At 60.5% G+C, this 23,271-nt stretch carries 20 protein-coding genes and 1 pseudogene; 6 read left to right on the top strand and 15 right to left on the bottom strand.

The annotated features are described in order from the left end of the window. Nucleotides 1–125: 125 nt before the first annotated feature. From hflC to HP062_RS23425, 9 genes and pseudogenes are all read right to left on the bottom strand, one after another. Nucleotides 126–995 (bottom strand): protease modulator HflC, encoded by an 870-nt coding sequence (gene hflC, locus HP062_RS23465; protein ID WP_010464195.1) that lies wholly within the window; start codon nucleotides 993–995, stop codon nucleotides 126–128. Then, the gene (gene hflK / locus HP062_RS23460; RefSeq protein ID WP_010464196.1) at nucleotides 995–2,167 is read right to left on the bottom strand and encodes an FtsH protease activity modulator HflK; all 1,173 of its coding nucleotides are present in this window, start codon (nucleotides 2,165–2,167) and stop codon (nucleotides 995–997) included. The genes hflC and hflK overlap by 1 nt, the downstream gene beginning before the upstream one ends. Before the next feature lie 96 nt (nucleotides 2,168–2,263). Continuing rightward, nucleotides 2,264–3,565, bottom strand: coding sequence for a ribosome rescue GTPase HflX (gene hflX, locus HP062_RS23455; protein ID WP_154502815.1), 1,302 nt, complete (start codon nucleotides 3,563–3,565; stop codon nucleotides 2,264–2,266). Between the two features lie 12 nt (nucleotides 3,566–3,577). After that, complete coding sequence (gene hfq / locus HP062_RS23450) at nucleotides 3,578–3,838, bottom strand: RNA chaperone Hfq (protein WP_007902656.1); 261 nt, start codon at nucleotides 3,836–3,838, stop codon at nucleotides 3,578–3,580. Nucleotides 3,839–3,932: 94 nt separating this feature from the next. Then, on the bottom strand, nucleotides 3,933–4,904 hold the full coding sequence (gene miaA, locus HP062_RS23445; protein ID WP_172792094.1) for a tRNA (adenosine(37)-N6)-dimethylallyltransferase MiaA: 972 nt from the start codon (nucleotides 4,902–4,904) through the stop codon (nucleotides 3,933–3,935). After that, nucleotides 4,904–6,802 carry a DNA mismatch repair endonuclease MutL gene (gene mutL / locus HP062_RS23440; RefSeq protein WP_010464199.1) on the bottom strand — a complete coding sequence of 633 codons (1,899 nt, stop codon included), beginning with the start codon at nucleotides 6,800–6,802 and terminating at the stop codon, nucleotides 4,904–4,906. Before mutL ends, miaA begins: the two co-directional genes overlap by 1 nt. Before the next feature lie 8 nt (nucleotides 6,803–6,810). Further along, nucleotides 6,811–8,190 (bottom strand): N-acetylmuramoyl-L-alanine amidase, encoded by a 1,380-nt coding sequence (locus tag HP062_RS23435; RefSeq protein ID WP_370654465.1) that lies wholly within the window; start codon nucleotides 8,188–8,190, stop codon nucleotides 6,811–6,813. A 48-nt stretch (nucleotides 8,191–8,238) separates the two neighbouring features. Continuing rightward, a pseudogene (tsaE, locus tag HP062_RS23430) lies at nucleotides 8,239–8,708 on the bottom strand (tRNA (adenosine(37)-N6)-threonylcarbamoyltransferase complex ATPase subunit type 1 TsaE). Then, entirely contained in the window at nucleotides 8,696–10,195 is a 1,500-nt protein-coding gene (locus HP062_RS23425; RefSeq protein WP_172792093.1) for an NAD(P)H-hydrate dehydratase, read from the bottom strand. The pseudogene tsaE and the gene HP062_RS23425 overlap by 13 nt, the downstream one beginning before the upstream one ends. Before the next feature lie 63 nt (nucleotides 10,196–10,258). Here HP062_RS23425 and queG point away from each other — a divergent pair, with 63 nt between their 5' ends. Further along, complete coding sequence (gene queG, locus HP062_RS23420) at nucleotides 10,259–11,338, top strand: tRNA epoxyqueuosine(34) reductase QueG (RefSeq protein ID WP_083375176.1); 1,080 nt, start codon at nucleotides 10,259–10,261, stop codon at nucleotides 11,336–11,338. On the opposite strand, the gene HP062_RS23415 is transcribed toward queG, so the two are convergent. Continuing rightward, nucleotides 11,320–11,931, bottom strand: coding sequence for a trimeric intracellular cation channel family protein (locus HP062_RS23415; protein ID WP_007945604.1), 612 nt, complete (start codon nucleotides 11,929–11,931; stop codon nucleotides 11,320–11,322). The genes queG and HP062_RS23415 overlap by 19 nt on opposite strands. Before the next feature lie 222 nt (nucleotides 11,932–12,153). After that, nucleotides 12,154–12,696 (bottom strand): oligoribonuclease, encoded by a 543-nt coding sequence (orn, locus tag HP062_RS23410; RefSeq protein WP_007995036.1) that lies wholly within the window; start codon nucleotides 12,694–12,696, stop codon nucleotides 12,154–12,156. A 107-nt stretch (nucleotides 12,697–12,803) separates the two neighbouring features. Between orn and rsgA the strand changes: the two genes are divergently transcribed. Next, nucleotides 12,804–13,835 (top strand): small ribosomal subunit biogenesis GTPase RsgA, encoded by a 1,032-nt coding sequence (rsgA, locus tag HP062_RS23405; protein ID WP_010464204.1) that lies wholly within the window; start codon nucleotides 12,804–12,806, stop codon nucleotides 13,833–13,835. A 221-nt stretch (nucleotides 13,836–14,056) separates the two neighbouring features. On the opposite strand, the gene motB is transcribed toward rsgA, so the two are convergent. Both motB and motA read right to left on the bottom strand, forming a co-directional pair. Beyond that, nucleotides 14,057–15,085, bottom strand: a complete 1,029-nt coding sequence (gene motB / locus HP062_RS23400) for a flagellar motor protein MotB (protein ID WP_102594084.1) — start codon at nucleotides 15,083–15,085, stop codon at nucleotides 14,057–14,059. 3 nt (nucleotides 15,086–15,088) lie between these two features. After that, nucleotides 15,089–15,940: a flagellar motor stator protein MotA gene (gene motA / locus HP062_RS23395; RefSeq protein ID WP_077750234.1), complete on the bottom strand. Its 852-nt coding sequence runs from the start codon at nucleotides 15,938–15,940 to the stop codon at nucleotides 15,089–15,091. A gap of 166 nt (nucleotides 15,941–16,106) precedes the next feature. Between motA and HP062_RS23390 the strand changes: the two genes are divergently transcribed. Genes HP062_RS23390 through asd form a run of 3 tightly spaced genes read left to right on the top strand, consistent with a single transcriptional unit; the run spans nucleotide 16,107 to nucleotide 19,383 of the window. Next, the gene (locus tag HP062_RS23390; RefSeq protein ID WP_172792092.1) at nucleotides 16,107–17,645 is read left to right on the top strand and encodes an HDOD domain-containing protein; all 1,539 of its coding nucleotides are present in this window, start codon (nucleotides 16,107–16,109) and stop codon (nucleotides 17,643–17,645) included. A 43-nt stretch (nucleotides 17,646–17,688) separates the two neighbouring features. Further along, complete coding sequence (locus HP062_RS23385) at nucleotides 17,689–18,504, top strand: rhodanese-like domain-containing protein (protein ID WP_010464217.1); 816 nt, start codon at nucleotides 17,689–17,691, stop codon at nucleotides 18,502–18,504. Between the two features lie 18 nt (nucleotides 18,505–18,522). Further along, nucleotides 18,523–19,383 carry an archaetidylserine decarboxylase gene (gene asd / locus HP062_RS23380; protein WP_010464219.1) on the top strand — a complete coding sequence of 287 codons (861 nt, stop codon included), beginning with the start codon at nucleotides 18,523–18,525 and terminating at the stop codon, nucleotides 19,381–19,383. Between the two features lie 56 nt (nucleotides 19,384–19,439). Here the strand turns inward: asd and HP062_RS23375 are convergent, their stop codons facing one another. Beyond that, nucleotides 19,440–19,841 carry a hypothetical protein gene (locus HP062_RS23375; RefSeq protein WP_042932429.1) on the bottom strand — a complete coding sequence of 134 codons (402 nt, stop codon included), beginning with the start codon at nucleotides 19,839–19,841 and terminating at the stop codon, nucleotides 19,440–19,442. A gap of 198 nt (nucleotides 19,842–20,039) precedes the next feature. Here HP062_RS23375 and HP062_RS23370 point away from each other — a divergent pair, with 198 nt between their 5' ends. Continuing rightward, nucleotides 20,040–21,818, top strand: coding sequence for a molecular chaperone (locus tag HP062_RS23370; protein WP_172792091.1), 1,779 nt, complete (start codon nucleotides 20,040–20,042; stop codon nucleotides 21,816–21,818). A gap of 147 nt (nucleotides 21,819–21,965) precedes the next feature. Here HP062_RS23370 and serB read toward each other — a convergent pair whose 3' ends face one another. Then, entirely contained in the window at nucleotides 21,966–23,180 is a 1,215-nt protein-coding gene (serB, locus tag HP062_RS23365; protein ID WP_010464223.1) for a phosphoserine phosphatase SerB, read from the bottom strand. Between the last annotated feature and the right edge of the window lie 91 nt (nucleotides 23,181–23,271).

The following is a 23,271-nucleotide window of genomic DNA, read 5'->3' as shown; positions in this document are numbered from 1 at the left end:
CAAACGTGCAGACGCAAAAAAGCCGGGAATTTCCCGGCTGCCGCATCATACACACGTTTTCCCAAAGGATCACCCCGCCCGAGGCTTTAGCCGCCAGGCGGGGGATGATTCAGGTCAACGTCGTATCAAGGCTTGGCTTTTTCCAGGTAACGGAAGAAGTCGCTGCTTGGGTCCAGGACCATGACGTCGGATTTGTTCGCGAAGCTTTCACGGTAGGCGCGCAGGCTACGGTAGAAACCGTAGAACTCCTGATCCTGGCCGTAGGCCTTGGAGTAGATCGCAGCGGCCTGGGCATCACCATCACCGCGAACCTCTTCAGATTCACGATAGGCTTCAGCCAGCAGCACACGGCGTTGACGATCGGCGTCGGCACGGATGCCTTCTGCCAGCTCGTTACCCTTGGCGCGGTGCTCGCGAGCTTCACGCTCACGCTCGGAGCTCATACGCTCGAACACACTGCGGTTTACTTCTTTCGGCAGATCGATGGCCTTGACCCGGACATCGACAACTTCGATACCCAGCTCTTTTTCCGCCATCTTGTTCAGTGAGGCAGTGATGTCGGACATCAGCGCATCACGCTCACCGGACACCACTTCGTGCAGCGTGCGCTTACCGAACTGGTCACGCAGGCCCGATTCCAGACGACGGGAAAGACGCTCGTCGGCAATCTGCTTGAGGCCGGAAGTCGCGGTGTAGAAGCGCTCGGCATCTTTCACGCGCCACTTGGCGTAGGCATCGACCATCACGGCTTTCTTTTCCAGCGTCAGGAAGCGTTGCGTCGGTGCATCCAGCGTCATCAGGCGTGCGTCGAATTTGCGCACCTGGTTAACGTAAGGCACTTTCACATGCAGGCCCGGCTGAACATCGGCCTGGACCACCCGACCGAACTGCAGCAGCACCGCACGCTCGGTCTGAGCCACGATGTAGAAGCAGTTCCAGGCAGCGATGGCCACGACGACGCCGACAATAAGGGCGATCAGCGATTTATTGCTCATCAGCGACTCTCCCTGGTACGTGCTTGCTGTTGCTGCAGATCAGCTGCCGCACGCGCATTCGCTTCATTGCTGGTGGCTGCCGCACCGGTCACCGGAGTGCTGGTGTTGCGACCACTTTCGACCATCTTGTCCAGCGGCAAGTACAGCAGATTGCTCTGGCCATTCTTGTTGCCGGTCACGAGGACCTTGCTGGTATTGGTGAAGACTTCCTGCATGGTGTCCAGGTACAGACGCTCGCGGGTGACTTCAGGGGCCTTGCGGTACTCGCTCACCAGTTTGGTGAAGCGATCAGCCTCACCCTTGGCACGCGAGACGGTTTCGTCACGGTAGCCGTTGGCATCTTCGAGGATACGCTGGGCCTGACCACGGGCTTCCGGCACGACGCCGTTGGCGTAGGTTTCAGCCTGGTTGCGCGAACGCTGCTCGTCTTCACGGGCACGGATCACGTCATCGAAGGCTTCCTGTACTTCGCGCGGTGCCGCTGCGCTCTGTACGTTCACCTGAGTGATGGTGATACCGGTGCGATAGGTATCCATGAAGCGTTGCAGACGCTCCTTGATTTCGCTGGCCATCAACTCACGACCTTCGGTCAGCACCTGGTCCATCGCGGTGGAACCCACCACATGGCGCAAGGCACTTTCGGTCGCGTGCTGCAGGCTGATTTCCGGCGCATCGACGTTCAGCACGAAGTCCTGCAGGTTGCTGATCTTGTACTGCACGGTCAGCGGCACTTCGACGATGTTCTCGTCTTCAGTGAGCATTTGACCCTGCTTGGTATAGGCACGCTCGCGCGTGACGTTTTCCAGGTACTTGCGATCGATCGGCGGGAAGTAGATGTTCAGGCCCGGGCCGACGGTTTCGTAGTACTTGCCGAAGCGCAGCACTACGGCTTGCTCCTGCTCGTCGACTACGTAGACCGCGCTGTACAGCCATACGGCCGCCAACACGACCAGGCCGATGCCGAGCAGGCCGCCAAAGCCGCCACTCTTGCCCGAACCACCGCCGTCATCACCGCGTTTCTTACCACCACCGAACAACCCGTTCAGGCTTTCCTGCAGCTTTCGGAAGGCCTCGTCGAGATCCGGTGGTCCCTTGCGGTCGCCGTTATTGCGGCGCTTGCCACCCCAAGGATCCTGATTATTCGAGTTGCCACCCGGCTCATTCCAAGCCATAGCGCTCTCCATCTGATAAAGCAAAGACGCACCCACGGCGCGCCGACCAATGCTACAGAATGCCTGTCACCGCGGCACAACCGCTTTTTCAGGCTTTTATTGCAAAGTGTGTTGTTCGATGAATTCCATCGGTTGCAGACCTTCGCGACTCACCAGTCGATTCAACTCAACCCGTGGCAAGCGAACGGCCAGCAGGCTGATGCCTTCTTCGTCGTGTTCTTCTTTCTGCACCGCACCGAGTTCGAAAAACTGCGCACGCAGTCGAGCAAAACGTTGCGGCAAGCGCAAGGTGCCAACAAACAAATCACCGCCCAGCAACTCGGCAATGGCTTGCTCAAGCAATTCCAGACCACTGCCATCACGCGCCGACAGCCAGACCCGTAGGGGCTTGCCGTTTTCGTCGCGCTGGATTTGTGGCTCAACGCCTTCAAGCAAATCGAGTTTGTTATAGACCTCGAGGATCGGCAAGTCCTGGGCACCGATCTCGCCCAGCACCACCATCACCTGCTCGATCTGCAACATGCGATCCGGTTCGGCCGCATCGATCACGTGCAACAGCAGGTCTGAGTTGCTCGACTCTTCGAGCGTAGACCGAAATGCCTCAACCAGTTTGTGAGGCAAGTGGCGTATGAAACCCACCGTGTCGGCCAGGACAATCGGCCCCAGGTCGTCGAGCTCCAGACGGCGCAAGGTCGGGTCCAGCGTGGCAAACAACTGGTCAGCCGCGTACACGTCGGATTTCGTCACGTTATTGAAGAGCGTGGATTTGCCGGCGTTGGTATAGCCCACAAGGGACACGGTAGGAATATCCGCACGCGAACGGCCGCGTCGCGACTGCTCGCGCTGACTGCGCACTTTTTCCAGTCGGCCCTTGATCTGTCGCAGGCGTACCCGCAGCAAACGGCGGTCGGTTTCCAGCTGGGTTTCACCCGGGCCACGCATGCCGATACCGCCACCTTGACGCTCAAGGTGAGTCCAGCCACGAACCAGCCGGGTGCTCATGTGGTCAAGCTGGGCCAGTTCTACCTGGAGCTTGCCTTCATGGGTACGGGCGCGCTGGGCGAAAATATCGAGAATCAGACCCGTGCGGTCGATCACGCGACACTCGAAAACACGTTCGAGGTTACGTTCCTGACTGGGCGTGAGGATGTGATTGAAGATCACCAGATCTGCCTTCTCGGCATGGACCAGGTCGCGAAGTTCCTCGACCTTGCCGCTGCCAATCAGGAATTTGGCGGTTGGCCGATGACGCGGCACGTTAAAAAACGCAACGGTCTCGGCGCCAGCCGAATTAGCCAACTCCTGAAACTCCTGCGGATCTTCGCGCGCCTCAGGGTCCTGTCCATCCAAGTGAACGAGGATCACTCGCTCACCACCACCGTGGCGCTCAAAGAACAAAGGAGACTCCTATCAGGCGTTACCTGGCTCAGCGTCACCTGCTTCGGATTCGGTTGCGCTAGGCAGACGAATTGGACGAACCGGCACCACTGTAGAGATAGCGTGTTTGTAAACCATCTGGCTGACGGTGTTTTTCAGCAGGATAACGAACTGGTCGAAAGACTCGATCGTGCCTTGCAGTTTGATCCCGTTCACCAGGTAGATGGACACCCCAACTTTCTCTTTACGTAAAGTATTCAAGTAAGGGTCTTGTAGCGAATGCCCTTTTGACATGTGCCGCACTCCTTTAAGGATTCAATATAAAAAATAGGTAAACAGATGGCTTGTGGCCGTCACACCCCCAAGGATAGACGGCAATTGCAAGGACTCAGCTCAATATGGAGATGGTCCCCAGGTATTTCAAGGCGCGCGGCAGATTGTCGCAATCCAGGCTGTCCAACCAGTGTAAATCAGCCCAGCTGCGCAGCCAGGTGAACTGACGCTTTGCCAATTGGCGCGTGGCAATGATTCCACGCTCCTGCATCTCGGCTTGGGTCAGCTTGCCATCCAGGTAGTCCCAGACTTGTCGGTAGCCTACCGCACGTATAGACGGCAACCCGGAATGCAGGTCACTTCGCTTACGCAGGGCTACGACCTCGTCAATGAATCCCTGTTCCAACATAACTGTGAATCTTTGTTTAATTCGCTCGTGCAGTACCTGGCGATTTGCCGGAGCAATGGCCAAGTTCGCGACAGTATAGGGCAATTGTTGCAGTCCCGAAGCGGCTGCTTCAGTACTTTGCGCACTTTGTCTCAGCCGCAGCTCGGTCATGCTCTGACCGCTGACGCGAAAAACTTCCAGCGCTCGACTGAGTCGCTGCGGATCGTTCGGATGAATTCGCGCCGCCGAAACCGGATCTACGAGCGCCAATTGTTCGTGCAGGGCTTGCCAGCCAAGGCGTGCAGCCTCTTCTTCGATTTGCGCACGAACCTCGGGATCCGCCGCCGGCATTTCTGCCAGTCCTTCGACCAAAGCCTTGTAGTAGAGCATCGTGCCGCCTACAAGCAGCGGAATTTTGCCGCGCGAAGTGATCTCGGCCATCGCCTCCAGCGCATCACGGCGAAAATCCGCCGCCGAATAGCTCTCGGCCGGGTCAAGAATATCGATCAAACGGTGCGGAAACTCGGCCAGAATCTCTTTCGAAGGCTTGGCGGTGCCGATGTCCATGCCGCGGTAGACCAGCGCCGAATCGACACTGATCAGCTCGCAAGGCAGCACTTTGGTCAGTTCGATGGCCAGATCAGTCTTGCCCGCTGCGGTCGGGCCCATCAGGAAAATCGCAGGTGGGAGCTGGCTCATCAACGACCGCGCAAGAACAGTTTGTCCAGATCGTCCAGGCCCAATTGGGTCCAGGTCGGTCGGCCATGGTTGCATTGACCGCTGCGCTCGGTGTTTTCCATGTCCCGCAGCAGACCGTTCATTTCCGGCAGCGCCAGACGCCGGTTTGCCCGAATCGCGCCGTGGCAGGCCATGGTGCCAAGCAGTTCGTTGAGGTGCGCCTGGATACGGTCGCTGGTGCCGTATTCCATCAGATCGGCCAACACATCACTCACCAATCGATTCGCTTCAGCTTGCTTGAGCAAGGCTGGAATCTGCCGGATCGCCAGTGTTTCCGGGCCGAGGCGCTGCAGTTCAAAGCCCAGACGCTGGAACCACGCGACGTTTTCTTCGGCGCAATCGCCTTCGCGCTCGCTAACCGCCAACGATTCCGGCACCAACAGCGGCTGGCCGCTCAGGCCTTCGCTGGCCATCGCGATTTTCAGGCGCTCGTACATGATCCGTTCGTGGGCGGCGTGCATGTCCACCAGCACTAGGCCTTGGGCGTTTTCCGAGAGAATGTAGATACCTTTGAGCTGCGCCAATGCGTAGCCCAATGGAGGAATATCATCCTGACCGGCCGGGAGCGCGACGGCATTTGCCTCTGGCAAAGGTGCAAAAAACTCCCGGTACGCCGCCTGGGCTTCAGCCGCTGGCACGCCGGACTGAGGACGCGGCGTGTATTGATACTGATAACCGGCGCCAGCGCCCGAGCCTGCCGTCGTATTGAACGACGGCTGCGCCTGAGGCTGCTCCAGCAGGGCATTGGCCGCCAGGCGCATTTCGCCCTGGGGACCGAATTCACCGGCGTCTATGCCGGTCGGCCGAACGATCGCCGTCGCCACCGGCGCAGCCAGATGATCATCCGGTCGCACATCGCCCAAGGCGCGGTGCAAGGTGCCGTAGAGAAAGTCGTGGACCATACGCCCGTCACGGAAGCGCACTTCGTGTTTGGTCGGGTGCACGTTGACGTCGACACCGGCCGGATCGACCTCGAAAAACAGCACGAACGTCGGGTGCCGACCATTGAACAGCACGTCGCGATACGCCTGGCGCACCGCGTGGGCCACCAGTTTGTCGCGCACGGCACGGCCGTTCACAAAAAAATACTGCAAGTCCGCCTGGCTGCGGTTGAACGTCGGCAACCCGACCCAACCCCACAAATGCAGGCCATTGCGTTCGATTTCGATCGGCAGCGCCTGTTCCAGGAAACCTGAACCGCAAATCGCTGCCACTCGCCGCGCACGGGCCGCGTCGTCATGGGCTTCGTGCAGGCTGAGGATGGTTTTGCCGTTGTGACGCAAATGAAACGCCACGTCGAAACGCGCCAGCGCCAGACGCTTGATCACTTCTTGCAGGTGATCGAATTCGGTTTTTTCAGTCTTGAGGAATTTGCGCCGCGCCGGGGTGTTGAAGAACAGGTCGCGCACTTCAACCGAGGTGCCCACCGGGTGAGCCGCGGGTTGAACCCGGGGGGCCATGTCCCGGCCTTCGGTCTCGACCTGCCAGGCCTGGTCGGCATCCTTGGTCCGGGACGTCAGGGTCAGACGCGCCACGGAGCTGATCGAGGCGAGGGCTTCACCGCGAAACCCGAGGCTCATGACCTGCTCGAGGTCTTCCAGGTTGCGAATCTTGCTGGTGGCATGTCGCGCCAGGGCCAGCGGCAGGTCATCGGCCGAAATGCCGCTGCCGTCATCGCGCACCCGCAACAGCTTGACGCCACCCTGCTCCACATCGACGTCGATGCGTTTGGCGCCGGAGTCGAGGCTGTTCTCCAGCAACTCCTTGATCACCGAGGCCGGGCGTTCAACCACCTCACCGGCGGCAATCTGGTTCGCCAGTCGCGGGCTGAGCAGCTCGATGCGAGCCGCATGGGTCAGCACCTGATTCATTCTTTGGACGCCAGTTCTGTGCCGGGAATGGTCAGGGTCTGACCGATTTTCAGCTCGTCGCTTTTCAGGTTATTGGCGCTGCGTAATGTGGCCGGAGACACTTGGTAACGCACGGCAATCATCGCCAGCGTCTCACCCGGGTTTACCCGGTGGTCACGTGGGCCTTGAGCGATCTTGCCGGAATCACGCAGCCAGGCGATGTAGGTGCCCGGCGGCGGGTTCTGCTGGAAGAACTGACGCACGCCACTGCTGATCGAACGCGCCAGCGCCTGCTGGTGGTTCGCGGCAGCCAGTTTGGACGCTTCGTTGGCGTTGGAGATGAACCCGGTTTCGACCAGGATCGACGGGATGTCCGGCGACTTCAACACCATGAACCCGGCCTGCTCCACGCGCTGTTTGTGCAGCGGCGTGACGCGACCGATGTTGCTCAAGACTTTTTGACCAACGTTCAGGCTGGACGTCAGGGAAGCCGTCATCGACAGATCGAGGAGCACGCCCGCGAGCATGCGGTCCTTGTCGTCGAGGCTGACGTTGCCGGCACCGCCGATCAAGTCGGAACGGTTTTCGCTATCGGCCAGCCAACGGGCCGTCTCCGAGGTGGCGCCGCGATCAGACAGGGCAAACACCGACGCACCGAACGCCGCAGCCGAAGGGGCGGCATCGGCGTGGATCGAGACGAACAGGTCGGCGCCTTTCTTGCGGGCGATTTCGGTACGGCCGCGCAATGGAATGAAGTAGTCGCCGGTACGGGTCAGTTCGGCGCGGAAGCCTTTCATGCCGTTGACCTGGCGTTGCAGTTCGCGGGCGATGGCCAGCACCACGTCTTTTTCACGCTGACCGCGAGACCCCGAGGCACCCGGGTCTTCGCCGCCGTGGCCGGCGTCGATCACCACGATGATGTCGCGTTTGCCGGCAGGCGCAGGCGGCAGCTTCACCGGAGGCTCTACCGGCGTGACCGGCACCGGCGCCACCGTCGCGACATTGGTCGGCGCCGGTATTGGCGCGGCATCGGCGGCGTTATCGAACAGGTCGACCACCAGTCGATTGCCGTATTGGGCATTTGGCGCCAGGGTGAAGCTTTTTGGCGTAACAGCTTTTTTCAGGTCGATGACCACCCGCAAATCGGTCGGCGTGCGTTGGGCCGAGCGCATGGCGGTAATCGGGGTGTTCGAGGTGTTGACGTTCAGCGGCGAGCCAAGGGAGGCGCCATTGATGTCGATCACCAGCCGATCCGGGGAGGTCAGGGTGAAAACGCTGTGTTGCACCGGCCCGGTCAGGTCGAACACCAACCGTGTGTTATCCGGCGCCCGCCACAGGCGAACGCTGTTGACCTTAGTCTCGGCCACAGCGTCGACGGTCACCGCCAAAAACAACATCCCTACGGCAGCTACCATCGCGCGAAAGCGCATACCTGACCCCATCATTTAATTGGATTCCAATGCCAAAGCGGCACACCACGACTCGCCGCGCGAGCCCTGGGACAAAATTTTCAGCGAACGCCCGCTGTCTTGCGGGCTAATGGTAATGGTCAGGTCGGGCTTTGGCAAAAAGCCTGCACCCTTCTGGGCCATTCGATCAGGCACAGCGCGTCGTCTTCGAAGTAGTCGCGGATACCGAGGTACTCCAGTTCTTCCGGATCAACCAGTCGATAGAGGTCGAAATGGAAGGCCCGGATGTCGCCGATTTCGTAAGGCTCGACCAGGGTGAACGTCGGACTTTTTACCGCCCCCACATGCCCCAGGCCACGGATAATGCCCCGTGACAGCGTGGTTTTCCCCGCCCCCAGATCGCCTTCCAGAAAAATCAGACCGTGCCCTTGGGTGGTTTGTGCGATGCGTGCGCCAAATGCGGTCATCGCCTCTTCATCGGCCAGGTACAGGGTTACTTCAGACACGGTGCTTGCTCCTCCAACAACTGACGAATGGCTGGGATCAGATCACTGGCCGCCAGCCCGCGGCCCGATTTACCTTGTTGCTCGCCGGCATTGGCGTGCAGCCAGACCGCCAGACAAGCAGCGTTGAACGCGTCCATGCCTTGGGCCAGCAACGCGCCGACCAGACCGGCCAGCACATCACCCAAACCCGCGGTGGCCATGGCCGGATGCCCTTGATGAGACAACGCCAGGCGCCCGTCGGGGCTGGCGATCAGACTGCCGACGCCTTTAAGAATCACAACAGCTGTATATTTTTTGCTCAATGCATGAGCTGCCGCCGGGCGATCAGCCTGGACTTCGGCGGTGCTGATCCCCAGCAACCGCGCCGCTTCACCCGGATGCGGCGTGATCACGCAGTCCTTGGGCAAGCTCACATGGTTTGAAGCCAGCAAATTCAACGCATCGGCATCCCAGACTTGCGGCAACGGCGCGTTGGCCGCCGCCGACAAAAGACTGCGCCCCCAGGCAGCCTGACCCAAGCCCGGGCCGACCACCAACACGGAAACCTTTTGCAGCAGTTCCATCAGTTGATTGGCCGAGGAAGTGCCCAACACCATCGCTTCAGGAATTCTCGCCAACGCCGCAGGCACATGTTCACTGCGTGTGGCCACGGACACCATCCCCGCACCACTGCGCAATGCGCTCTGCGCGCTCAGTAGAATGGCACCGCCGAAGCCACGATCACCGCCGATCAGCAAGACGTGACCGAATTTGCCTTTATGGGCGGTTGGCACGCGGCCTGCCAGACGCGGCAAATTACCGGCTGTCAGGCGCCGTGCATCAATGTCGACCCCGTTAAACGACTCGGCGCTGGCTTGCAGATCGTTGAACACCAGCTCGCCGACCACATCCGCGGCGTCCCCCGTGAACAATCCCACCTTCAAGGCAATGTAGGTCACGGTCAGATCAGCTCGGACAGCCGTGCCCAATATGCGCCCCGTATCGGCGCACAAACCCGAAGGGATATCCACCGCCGCCACCGGCAGTCCACTGGCGTTGATTGCGGTGATCGCGCTGGCGAAGGGCTCTCGCACTTCGCCGGTCAAACCGGTACCGAGCAAGGCGTCGAGCACGATTCCACGCAATTCCGACTGCGCAGTGAAGGCTTGAACCGCAATGCCCTCGGACACCGCCGCGGCATGGGCCAGCGCCGCGTCCCCCTGCAAACGCTGGGGATCGCCAGCCGCCAAGACCCGGACATGCCAACCGGCACGTCGCGCCAGCACCGCCACCAGATAACCGTCACCGGAGTTATTGCCGCGACCGGCCACGACTGTCAATTCATTCGCCGACGGCCACTGACGGACGAGTCCACGCCAGGTCGCTCGCGCTGCACGCTGCATCAATTCGAAGCCCGGCGTGCCGGCCGCGATCAGATTCGCATCAAGGGCTCGCACGTGCGCGGCGCTGTACAGCGCGTCGGGTAAATCATCTTTAGTGTGCGGCATGCGTCTTCGGGCTCCGATGTCTGGCAGAATTATACGCACCTCAGCTCCGGTTTCTCTCGCCTCATGCCCGCTATTACTACAGACCTGCCCGCCCTCGCCCAATCCATCAAGGACTGGGGCCGCGAGCTTGGCTTTCAGCAAGTCGGCATCAGCGGCCTCGACCTGGCCGAGCATGAGCAGCACCTGGAGCGCTGGCTGGCGGCCGGCTACCACGGCGAAATGGATTACATGGGCGCCCACGGCAGCAAACGCTCGCATCCCGAAGAGCTTGTCCCCGGTACGTTGCGCGTAGTTTCCCTGCGCATGGACTACCTGCCCGGCGATACCCAAATGGCGCAATTACTGGCCCAACCGGAAAAAGCATACGTATCGCGTTATGCCTTGGGCCGCGATTACCACAAATTGATCCGTAAACGTGTGCAACAACTGGCAGAAAAAATTCAGGCGGTCATCGGGCCGTTCGGCTACCGCGCCTTCGTCGACAGCGCGCCGGTGCTGGAAAAGGCCATTGCAGAAAAGGCCGGCCTGGGCTGGATCGGCAAAAACACCCTGGTGTTGAATCGCAAGGCCGGCAGTTACTTCTTCCTCAGCGAACTCTTTGTCGATCTGCCGCTGCCAGTCGATCCACCGCACAGCACCGAACATTGCGGACGCTGCACTGCGTGCCTGGACATTTGCCCGACCAACGCCTTCGTCGGCCCCTATGTGCTGGACGCCCGGCGCTGCATTTCTTACCTGACCATCGAACTGAAAAGCGCGATCCCCGAAGATTTGCGCCCGTTGATCGGCAACCGGGTGTTCGGTTGCGATGACTGCCAGATCGTCTGCCCGTGGAACCGCTTCGCCCGCCCGTCCGGCGAAAGCGACTTCAAGCCACGGCATAACCTGGACAACGCCGAACTGGCCGAACTGTTCATGTGGGATGAGGACAGGTTCCTCAGCAGCACCGAAGGTTCACCATTGCGCCGTGCCGGTTACGAGCGTTGGTTGCGTAACCTCGCCGTCGGGCTAGGGAACGCACCCTCGAGCATTCCGGTGCTGGAAGCATTGAAAGCGCGGCGCGACTATCCGTCGGAACTGGTGCGGGAACACGTCGAGTGGGCGCTGAAACAACACGCCGAGCGTCAGGCTTCGTCGTTATAAACGAATTTCGGCATTTCCCAGTGGAAACGAATCGCCAGCAACCGCAACAGGAAACCGCCAAACAACGTGATCAAAATCGCCTGTTCGCCGGGTAATTGCAGGTAGATGCACAGCATGTAGCACCACGCCGCAGCGAACGAGACGCTGGCGTAGAGTTCGCGGCGGAAGATCAGCGGGATGTCGTTGCAGAAGATGTCGCGCAGGATGCCGCCGAACACCCCGGTGATCACGCCGCTGACCGAGGCCACCAGCATGCCGTGACCCATTTCCAGGGCGGTCATGCAGCCGATCAGGGTGAATGCCACCAGCCCCACGGCGTCGAGCACCAGAAACAGTGAGCGCAAGTGACGCATCCAGCGCGCAGCGAAAACCGTGAACATGGCTGCAATCGATGTCAGCACCAGGTATTCCGGGTGTTTAACCCACGTCAGCGGGTAGTGACCGAGCAGCACGTCGCGCACCGAACCGCCGCCCAACGCCGTAATGCAGGCGATCAGCACCACACCAAACCAGTCCATGCCGCGACGACCAGCGGACAGGGCACCGGTCATGGCTTCGGCGGTGATGGCGATCAGGTAGAGCATCAGCAACATGGTGGCGGTCCTTGCAGAAAGGCGCGCAGTCTAGCCATTTAGTCCCGGCACCAAAAGAGGGCAAGAGAACGCATTACACGCAACCTGTGGCGAGGGAGCTTGCTCCCGCTGGAGCGCGAAGCGCTCCCCGGCATTCTTCCAGTCACACCGCATTTGCAGGTTTTACGACTGCTTCGCAGCCGAGCGGGAGCAAGCTCCCTCGCCACAAAGGCCCGACACCCTTCAGAACTTGATGAAATGCTTGCGGTAGTGCTGCAACTCGGCGATGGATTCGCGGATGTCGTCCAGGGCCAGGTGGGTGCTGCCTTTCTTGAAGCTGTCGCGCACGTCCGGTGCCCAGCGTGCGGCGAGCTCTTTCAGGGTCGACACGTCGAGGTTGCGGTAGTGGAAGTAGCTTTCCAGGGATTTCATGTGGGTATAAAGGAAGCGACGGTCCTGGCAGATGCTGTTGCCACAGATCGGCGACTTGCCCTTTGGCACCCATTTCTCCAGGAAGGCAATGGTCTCGGCTTCGGCTTCGGCCATGCTGATGCGGCTGTCGCGCACCCGTTGGGTCAGGCCCGAGCCGCCGTGTTGACGGGTGTTCCACTCGTCCATGCCGGCGAGGATCTCGTCGCTGTGGTGAATGGCGATCACCGGCCCTTCGGCCAAGGTGTTCAGGTCACTGTCGGTGACAATGGTCGCCATTTCGATGATGACGTCGGTATCAGGGTTCAGACCGGTCATTTCCAGGTCGATCCAGATCAGATTCTGCGGGTTTTGCATGTGTCGGCTCCTAGGCAATGCTGCGCAGTTTAGCCTAGGGCGGCGCCCGGGCGTGCTAAACTCGCGGCCGTTTTACCTAATCGCTGCATTCTTGATACGGAACACCCATGGCCAAACGCCAACTCAATCGTCGTCAAAACTGGCGCATCGAAAAGATCCAAGGTGAACGCGCTGCCCGCGCCGCCAAACGCGAGTCCTCGGCTGTCGAGGCACTTGAGGGCGGCGACCTGGGTCCGGAACAGACGGGCCTGGTGATCGCGCACTTCGGTGTGCAGGTCGAAGTCGAAGCCCTTGAGGGCGAACTGGCCGGCGAAGTGTTCCGCTGCCATTTGCGCGCCAACCTGCCGGCGCTGGTGACTGGTGATCAGGTGGTCTGGCGTGCCGGCAACCAAGGCATCGGGGTAATCGTGGCGCAACTGCCGCGTAAAACCGAACTTTGCCGTCCGGACAGCCGTGGCCAGCTCAAGCCCGTTGCAGCCAACGTCGATATGATCGTCATCGTCTTCGCCCCGCTGCCCGAGCCACACGCGAACCTGATCGACCGTTACCTGGTCGCTGCTGAGCACGCCGGGATTCGTCCGCTGCTGCTGCTCAACAAGTTCGACCTGATCGACGAGCAGAACGCCCCGGCGCTGAATGCCTTGCTGGCGGTTTACCGCACGCTGGGTTACCCGGTGCTGGAGGTCTCGGCGCACCACGGCAACGGCATGGAACAGCTGCAAAAACAGCTGGACGGACGCATCAGCGTATTCGTCGGCCAGTCCGGCGTCGGCAAGTCCTCGCTGGTCAACAGCCTGCTGCCGGAAGTCGAAGCCCGTGTCGGCCCGCTGTCCGAGCTGTCCGGCCAGGGCACCCACACCACCACGACCGCGCGGTTGTTCCACTTCCCCGGTGGCGGTGAGTTGATCGACTCCCCGGGTATCCGCGAATTCGGTCTGGGCCACGTCAGCCGTGCCGACGTCGAAGCCGGTTTCATCGAGTTCAACGACTTGATCGGCACCTGCCGCTTCCGCGACTGCAAGCACGACCGCGAGCCGGGTTGCGCCTTGCTCAAGGCGCTGGAAGAGGGTCGCGTGCAGCAGCAGCGGATGAACAGCTATCGCTCGATCATCGCCAGTTTGCCGGAAACCAGTTATTAAGTAGCCGTGATCATGTTCGTGATGCCACGAACATGATCCATGGGCGGCCGTTACCGCAGAAACGGATATGTACACCGCCCTCCCCCCGTCGCCTGACACAAAGCCTTCGCGAGCAGGCTCGCTCCCACAGGGACCATGCCCACGCTAAAAATGCAGTGACGTCCAAACCCGTGAAAGCCGCACAAAAAAGCCGACATCTCTGTCGGCTTGATTGTTGTGGATCACTGCTTCGGCGGTTCCGCCGGTTTCGGTGCCGGGTCTTCGAAGATATTCAATCGCTCACGTAGCTCATGGGCCGGCAGCGGTAGTTTATCCGCCGGCAATGCGTTCGGATCGATCGGCGTGGCCGGCACTTCGCCCGGACCGCCCTGCCCTTGCGTTGGCGCAGGTGCCGGTTCAACGCCTTGCGAACCTTCGATGGCGCGTTGGGCCTTTTTGGTCAGCACCACGATGTCGATCCGGCGATTGACCGGGTTGAACGGGTTCTCGCGATCGAACAGCGCCGACGAGGCATAACCGACCACCCGCGCCACTTGCTGATCCGGATAGCTGCCGGCGACCAGGGCACGGCGGGCGGCGTTGGCACGGTTGGCTGAGAGTTCCCAGTTACCAAAATCACCGGTGCCCGAGTACGGCTTGGCATCGGTATGGCCGCTGATGCTGATCTTGTTCGGCACCGCTTTGATGGTGTCGGCCATGGCCAGCAGGATGTCTTCGAAATACGGTTTCAGACGCGCTGAGCCTGAGTCGAACATAGGCCGGTTTTCCGCGTCCATGATCTGGATGCGCAAGCCGTCCTGTGTGATTTCGAACAGGATCTGGTCCTTGAATTTTTGCAGCTGCGGGTTTTCATCAACCTTGTTCTGCAATTCTTGCAGCAACAGTTCCAGGCGTTCCTTCTCCACCTGTTCGGCCATGCCTTCGACCTGGTCGGTGTCGACGGTGACTCGGTCCGGCTGCGGCTGAGACTTCACCTCAGGGTTGAGGGTGTTCTCCGGCGCCAGGGTCGGGGAGCCGCCCAGATCGATGATGTATGGCGTGCCGCTTTCGGAAAAACCGACCGGGTCCTTGAAGTAACCGGCGATGGCAATCTTCTGTTCCGGCGTGGCGGTGGACAGCAACCACAGCACCAGGAAGAACGCCATCATCGCCGTCGCGAAGTCCGCGAAGGCGATTTTCCAGGAGCCCCCGTGATGTCCGGCCGCGTATTTTTTTACGCGTTTGATGATTATCGGCTGGTTGTTTTCCATGACTTAGCGACCGCGAACCGCTTGTTCCAGCTCAGCGAAGCTAGGACGGTGCGCCGGGTACAAAACCTTGCGGCCAAATTCCACTGCCAGCGATGGCGGCATGCCGGAAGCCGAAGCAACCAGCGAAGCCTTGATGGCTTCGTAGACGTTCAGCTCCTCCTTGGCTTCGTGGGCCAGGGCATGGGCCAGCGGGCCGAAGAAGCCGTAGGCGGCGAGAATACCGAAGAAAGTACCTACCAGTGCCGCACCCACGTGTAAGCCGATCATTTTCTGATCGCTTTCACCCAGGGAGGCCATGGTCACCACGATACCCAATACGGCCGCGACAATACCGAAGCCAGGCATGGCGTCGGCGATGCCGTTCACGGCGTGGGACGGGTGATCGAGGTCTTCCTTGAGGCTGGTCAGTTCCATGTCGAACAGACCTTCGAGCTCATGGGGCGCCATGTTGCCGGAGGACATGATGCGCAGGTAATCGCAGATGTAAGCGGTCATGCGGTCATCTTTCAGAACCGCAGGGTACTTGGCGAAGATCGGGCTCGCGGCGGCGTCTTCGATGTCGCCTTCGATCGCCATCATGCCTTCGCGGCGGCTCTTGTTGAGGATCTCGTAGATCAGGCCCAGCACTTCCAGATAGAACGTGTGGTTGAAGCGCGAACTGAACATTCCCAGCGCTTTCTTGAGAACGAGTTTGAACATGTGACCTGGGTTGGCCTGCAGGAATGCACCGAGGGCCGCACCACCGATAATCAACACCTCGAAAGGTTGAATCAGGGCGGCAATCTTGCCGTGGGAAAGCACGTATCCGCCGAGCACGCTCGCGAATACGACGATGATGCCGATTATTTTAGCCATAGGTAGGAGAGCACTTACTGAGTCGGGTTCAAGGTCATATTCGGAAGTTAAAAAATCTCTTCTTCTACTTATCGGCAAAACTGCGCCAGACTATAGCCAGTTCAAGCGAAAAGCTAATTTAGCCCTCTCTGGGCATAGGTAATGCAGACGATGATCACGTCCAACCATGGCTAACGAAACGAACACCCCGATCCCAAAACCAACCACTCTTGAAGGCTGGGTCAAGCTTCTCGATGGCGTGCGTCTGCCGGTTCCGCAAGACAGTCACGACCGTGTCTGCAAGGCCCTCGCCGACAACCGCAGCTCGATTCGCGACATCGCCGAATTGTTGCAGGACAGCCCGGCCCTGGCCTTGAGCGTGATTCGTGAAGCCAATCGTCATACCCACGGCAGCATGACCGACCCGGCGGAAAACCTTGAGGTGGCGATCAATCGTCTCGGGTTGAAACGCACCGAGGAATTGCTCGCCCGGTTGCCTGCCGAACCGCAATCACAGATCCCGGTGGCGTTGCGTCAGATACAGATGATCAGCCAGCACGCGACCCAACAGGCCAACGGTTTTTTTGCCGCTCGCCTGGCGCGGCTCTGGCAGGACATCCACTGGGGCAGCCTGCTGTTTCTCTCGCCGCTCTGGCCGATGGCGTTGACTCATCCGCAGTTGCTCGAAGAATGGGAACTGCGGGTCATTCATAAAGGCGAGTCAGCGCGCAAAGTCGAAAAGGACCTGTTCGGCGTTCGCCTGCTGGACATCTGCCAGGCGCTGGTGGACATCTGGCGCCTGCCAATCTGGGTGCAGCAAGGTTATCGCCTGCTGCTCAACGAGCAGCGCGAACTGGTCAAAGTCCTGCGTATTGCCCGGGACAGCGAGCATCCCTTGCGCCAGCAAAACCGCCTCGATGACGATCCGACCTTGCGTCGCTGGCTCAACCAACCGGCCAATACCGTGTTGCTGGCCAATGGGCTGGCACTGTCGGCGCAACAGGCCTGGGACAGCCCGCACAGCGAGCGCTGGCAATACCTGACCAGCCTTTACCTGCAAATGCCGATGAGCGACGTGCAGCAGCAACTGCATCAACAAGCCGTGAACAGCGCGCACCAGCACGCCATGCCGGACATCTGGCACCCCGCCGTAGCGTTGATCTGGCCCTCGGGCGTGAACCGCATTCACGCCGGGTTGCTGCCGGCACCGGCGCCGACCACCGAAAACCTGACGGCATGGCGTAAACAATGTGCTGAACTGCTGGTCGAGCCGAGCCGCTTCACCAATGCAATGCACTTGACCACGTCGGCCCGGGACGCACTGGTCGCATGCGGTATGCGTCGAGTGATGATTTTGATGGCTGACCGCACCCACGCCAATTTGCGTGCGCATCAAACGGCCGGGCTGGCGAAGGAAGCGGCGGGGCTAAACCTGGTCGTGAGTCAGAGCACTGTGCTGCAACGGTTGCTCTCGCAACAGGCCCAGGTGCGATTGACCCCGGCCAACAACGCCCAGTTCTCGGCGCTGCTACCCGCCAGCCTGCGTGCGCAGTTTCGCGGCGAACACCTGCTGCTGCGCTCGCTGGTCAACAATGGTCGGGTGATCATGGTCGTTGTGGCGGATCAGGGCGGCGGGCCATTCTCGGAAATCACCGTGCAAGCCTTCGGTAAAACCGCGCAGTGCATTGAAAAGGCACTCCATAGCTTTAGCCAGCGCGGTCAATGAATGCTGCGCTACAATCCTCCCTTTTGTGCTCTGGAGACCTCACATGTCTGACTTCTCTGGCTTGGCGCTGGTCATCGAGCCGAGCGACTTGCTCCCTCGCCTTGAGTCCCGCGAACTGATTCTGGTGGACCTGACCAGCAGTGCCCGCTATACCGAAGGGCATATTCCCGGTGCACGCTTTGTCGATCCCAAACGCACACAACTCGGCCAGGCGCCTGCGCCTGGGCTGATGCCGCCGCAAGCGGCACTCGAAACGTTGTTCGGTGAGTTGGGACATAACGCCAATGCCACCTACGTGGTCTATGACGACGAAGGCGGCGGCTGGGCCGGGCGCTTTATCTGGCTGCTCGATGTCATCGGCCATCGCAACTACCACTATCTCGACGGCGGCCTGACAGCCTGGCTGGCAGAAGGCATGCCCATGTCGATCCAGATCCCGGCCCCCGCTGGCGGCCCGATTGCGTTGACCCTGCACGACGAGCCGACCGCCACCCGCGAATACCTGCAAAGCCGTCTCGGTGCCGCCGACCTGGCGATCTGGGACGCGCGTGGCCCTCTGGAATACTCCGGCGAGAAAGTCCTGGCAGCCAAGGCCGGGCACATTCCCGGAGCAGTAAATTTCGAATGGACGGCCGGCATGGATCAAGCGCGCAACCTGCGCATCCGCACGGACATGCCGCAGATCCTGGAACAACTCGGTATCACCAAAGACAAAGAAGTCATTACCCACTGCCAGACTCACCATCGCTCTGGCTTCACTTATCTGGTGGCCAAATCCCTCGGTTATCCGCGGGTCAAAGGCTACGCCGGCTCCTGGGGCGAATGGGGCAACCACCCCGATACGCCCGTAGAGATTTAAGGTTTTTAAGGACAGTCCATGAATAAGCGTTTGTTTATCCTCAGCCAATACCTGCTGCCTCACCACTTGCTCTCGCGACTGGCCGGCTGCATTGCCGAATGCCGCGTGCGTTGGTTCAAGAATGCCTTTACCGCCTGGTTCGCCAAGCGCTATCAGGTGGACATGTCCCAGGCGCTGGTCGAAGACCTGACGGCTTACGAGCACTTCAACGCGTTCTTCACCCGTGCCTTGAAAGACGGCGCTCGCCCGCTCGATGAAACCCCGGGCGCCATTCTCAGCCCGGCAGACGGTGCGGTCAGCCAACTCGGCCCGATCGAACATGGCCGCGTGTTCCAGGCCAAGGGCCACAGTTTCAGCGTGCTGGAATTGCTGGGCGGTGATGCCGCCAATGCTGCGCCGTTCATGGGCGGCGACTTTGCGACGATTTACCTGTCACCGAAAGACTACCACCGCGTGCACATGCCGCTGGCCGGCACCCTGCGCGAGATGGTCTACATCCCGGGCCGGATTTTCTCGGTCAACCAGACCACCGCCGAAAACGTGCCGGAACTGTTTGCCCGCAACGAACGTGTGGCGTGCATTTTCGACACCGAGCGCGGGCCGATGGCCGTGGTGCTGGTGGGCGCGATGATCGTGGCGTCGATTGAAACCGTGTGGGCCGGGCTGGTGACGCCGCCGAAACGCGAGCTGAAAACCTTCCGTTACGACGAAGCCGCCCGCGCGCCAATCCATCTGGAAAAAGGTGCGGAACTGGGTCGCTTCAAGCTGGGTTCGACCGCTGTGGTGCTGTTCGGGCCGGATCAGGTGAAGTGGGCTGAAGGGCTCGGCGCCCTGTCGCCAGTACAAATGGGCCAGGCGCTGGGCCTGCCAGCAGCCTGATTGGCTAATCCGCCCCATCGAACGTCTTCGAAGGGGCGGACATTTCGGTAGCGCCGTTACTCTATCTGCCCACGAAAGCCGATCGGCCCTTCGTTGGCGTAGGTATTGGTGCCACTGAGGTTTTTCCCTCCATCACTGGAGGTGACGCTCAACGCCACAACGTTCTGATTATCACGGCCGCCGATGACCCACTTGCCACCCGGATGCCATGGAGCGTCGTTGCCGCCCCACTGATTTTCCACGTTGTACTGGTTCTGGCCCGTGCGCTGAGCCTTGAAGCCAATGGGACCTTCACCCGCGTAAGTCATGGTGCCGGTGAAGCTCTTCCCGCCATCGCCCGATTTGATCTCGATCGCGACCACGTTCTGGTTGTCCCTCGCACCCAACGTCCAGTCTCCGCCCGGATGCCAGGGTGCCGAACTACCGCCCCATTGATTTGCCACTACGTATCTAGACATGAACCTCATCTCCTTGAAGTTACAAGAGACCTGCCCTGCGTAGGCAGCAGGCCGCACGACCGTGCGTATCCAGTCGCACGTGTGTCAGATTAGTAGTACGCCCGGGCAGCACTCGACTGACAGACAAACGGTCGACATCCGTAACTGCTACAGTCAGATCATTCACTGCCCATTTCCCGGTTGGAGTTTTTCTACGGCATGAATGAAACCAGCCCTCACCAGCTGCTACGCGCCCCGATCCCGGCTCAATTGCGCCTGACATTCTGTGAACCGACGCCACGCGACCTCAAGCGCTGGATCGCCAACCTGCCCAAAGCAAACATCGGTGAAACCGCTCGCCTGCTCTATCAAGGCTTGAGCGAACTCAACCAGCTGCTCACCCCCAGCGACAATCGCCTGCAACTGCTCGAACTGTTGCGACCCGAGGTGTATTACGTCTGCAAACACCTGGAACGGCATTTCCTGCACCAGGCGATAGTGCTCGACGAGCGTTCGCGCAAGATCGCCAACCTCTGCCAGGCCCTGCAAAATCACTTGGCGATTGGTTACAAACAGATCGTCGTGCGCATCACCCCGCGCTTCAGCAAGGACCGAGCATCGCTGCTGACCCAAGCGTTGCAGCGGGCGATCCATTGCCTGAACGGGCCGCTGATTCGCTCGACTCAACTGTATTGCCCGGTACCGGAAGGCCTGTGGCTGGAGCTGCATCAGCTGTATCGGATCGCCTGCGCACTCAAACTCCAGCACCTGAGCCTGCGCGATGAGTTGGCCAGCCAGACCAAAACCCTGAGCGTCGAACAGACTTATGTAACCGCCCTGCTGCTGGGCGCGTCCCGCTGCAATCAACTGCGCCAGAACCAGATCGCCCGGCTCGCCGAGGTCTTGGAGCCCTGGAGCCAATGGATAAAGTTGCAACCCGGCCAACCCGCAGACGGATTGTTTGCCGTCGCGCCGGACCTCGACACCGGGCCGCGCTATCGTTCGAAATTCAGGGCCGAGCAGCAGGCCGGTTTGCTGGGGATTGATCCGCAGCCACTGGTCGCCGCCATCGAAGCGCATCTGCAAGGCAATGACGGCACACCGCCGCTGCCGGTACCGACCGGGCTCAGCCTGGATACCCTGCAACACCTGCACGCTGCCTGGGGCCAGGCGGCCGAACGCAGTTTTCAGCGCACGGTTGGCCAAGGCACCTTGACCTTGTGTGTGGGCATGAGCGCATTGCACTTCTACCTGGGCGGGCAACGTTCGTTCAGCGATATTCTGAAAAACCCCGGCACTCGACTCGCGCAGTTCTCGGCAGCGTCCCCGACGAACCAGGGAAAGGACCAATGGCACCACGCGTTCGACGCCGCCCCCCACGGCAGCGCCGATACCTTGCTGCCCTACGAAGAAATTGAATACCCGCACCTCCAGAGCGACGACGGCCAGGAGGCGGCCGATAACAATCGGCACTTTCCGACTTACGCCCTGCCGGTCATCAACCACAGCCCCGGCGGTTATTGCCTGGCGTGGCCCGACGCGGTGCCCGCCGAGTTGCAGGCTGGCGAAATGATCGGCATCCAGGACTCTGCCAATCAGGGCTGGAGTATTGCGGTGGTGCGCTGGATTCGTCAGGTGCGCGGCGGCGGGACGCAAATGGGGATCGAGCAGGTCGCGCCTTACGCCGAGCCTTGCGGGTTGCAACTGGTGCGAACGCGGGACGACCACAGTCAATATCTGCGCGGCCTGTTGCTGCCGGAAATCAGCGCCATCGACCTGCCCGCCACGTTGCTCGCTCCGCGCCTGCCCTTTCAGGAAGGCAGCAAAGTGCTGATCAACACCAACGGCCAGGAACGCCGCGCCGGGCTGGATCGGCGAGTAGCGAGCACCAACAGCTTCAATCAGTTTGCCTACCGTTCGCTGGAGGCGAGCAGAAACGACAACGCCGCGGGGAGCGGCGTCGAGGAGGATTTCGATTCGTTGTGGAAGTCGCTCTGAGGATGAATCCAATACCTGTGGCGAGGGAGCTTGCTCCCGTATGGACTGCGTAGCAGTCCTTTTTCGGGGCCGCTTCGCAGCCCAGCGGGACGGTGCGGCGATCCGACAAGCTCCCTCGCCACAAGCGCCTTTCAGCTCTGGGGAGACTCAGAGCTGCCCGTCACGGTCCCGAAAGCCCAGCAGATACAGCACGCCATCCAATCCAAGGGTGGAAATCGCCTGCTTTGCCGACTGCTTCACCAGCGGCTTGGCGCGGAACGCCACGCCCAGGCCGGCAATTGCCAGCATCGGCAAATCGTTGGCACCGTCGCCGACCGCAATGGTCTGCTCCAGGCGCAAACCTTCCTTGTGCGCCAGCTCCTTCAGCAGATCCGCCTTGCGCTGCGCATCGACAATCGGCTCGACCGCCACACCGGTGACCTTGCCGTCGACCACTTCCAGCTCGTTGGCAAACACATAGTCGATGCCCAACTTGGCCTGCAATTGCTTGGCGAAGTAGGTGAAGCCGCCCGACAGGATCGCGGTCTTGTAGCCCAGGCGCTTTAGCTCGGCAAACAGGGTTTCGGCGCCTTCAGTCAGGCGCAACGAAGCACCGATCGAATCCAGCACGCTGACGTCCAGCCCCTTGAGCAAGGCCAGGCGTTCCTTGAAGCTCGCGCGAAAATCCAGTTCACCGGCCATCGCTCGCTCGGTGATTTCCGACACCTGATCGCCCACGCCCGCTGCCTTGGCCAGTTCGTCGATGACTTCGGCTTCGATCAGCGTCGAGTCCATGTCAAATACCGCCAGGCGGCGGTTACGGCGAAACAGCGAATCTTCCTGAAAGGCGATGTCGACGTTCAGTTCCTGGGCGACGCTGAGGAATTCAGCCCGCAGCGCCTGCGGGTCAGCCGCTTCGCCGCGCACGGAAAACTCGATGCAGCCCTTGCCCTTGTCGGCCGGGGTGTCCAACGGCATGCGCCCGGACAAGCGATCGATGTGGTCGATGTTCAGGCCATATTTGGCGGTGATCGAGCTCACGGCCTGCAACTGTCCGGCGGTTACTTTGCGGGTCAACAGCGTCACGATGTGGCGCTTTTTGCCCTGATTGCCGACCCACTGCTGGTAATCCCCTTCGGACACCGGGGTGAATCGCACCTGCTGATCGAGCTCGTACCCCTTGAACAGGATGTCCTTGAGCACCGACTTGCCTTGCTCGGTATCAGGAATTTCAACCAGGATGCCGAACGACAGGGTGTCGTGGATCACCGCCTGACCAATGTCGAGAATGTTCACACCACCCTGGGCCAGAACGCCGGTAATGGCCGCAGTCAGACCCGGTCGGTCGACTCCCGTGATGTTTATCAGGACGATTTCGCGCAAGGCGCACCCCCGCAAGTGGAAAAAAACCGCATTCTACCCACTTTCAGTGACCATCGGGCACCGTGAGCGCTTTGCCGGTCTAGGGCCTGTC

This window comes from Pseudomonas sp. B14-6, from assembly GCF_013260315.1.
GTDB lineage: Bacteria > Pseudomonadota > Gammaproteobacteria > Pseudomonadales > Pseudomonadaceae > Aquipseudomonas > Aquipseudomonas mandelii.
The sequence above is the reverse complement of the archived record's forward strand: the minus strand, read 5'-3'. Positions and strand labels throughout refer to the sequence as shown.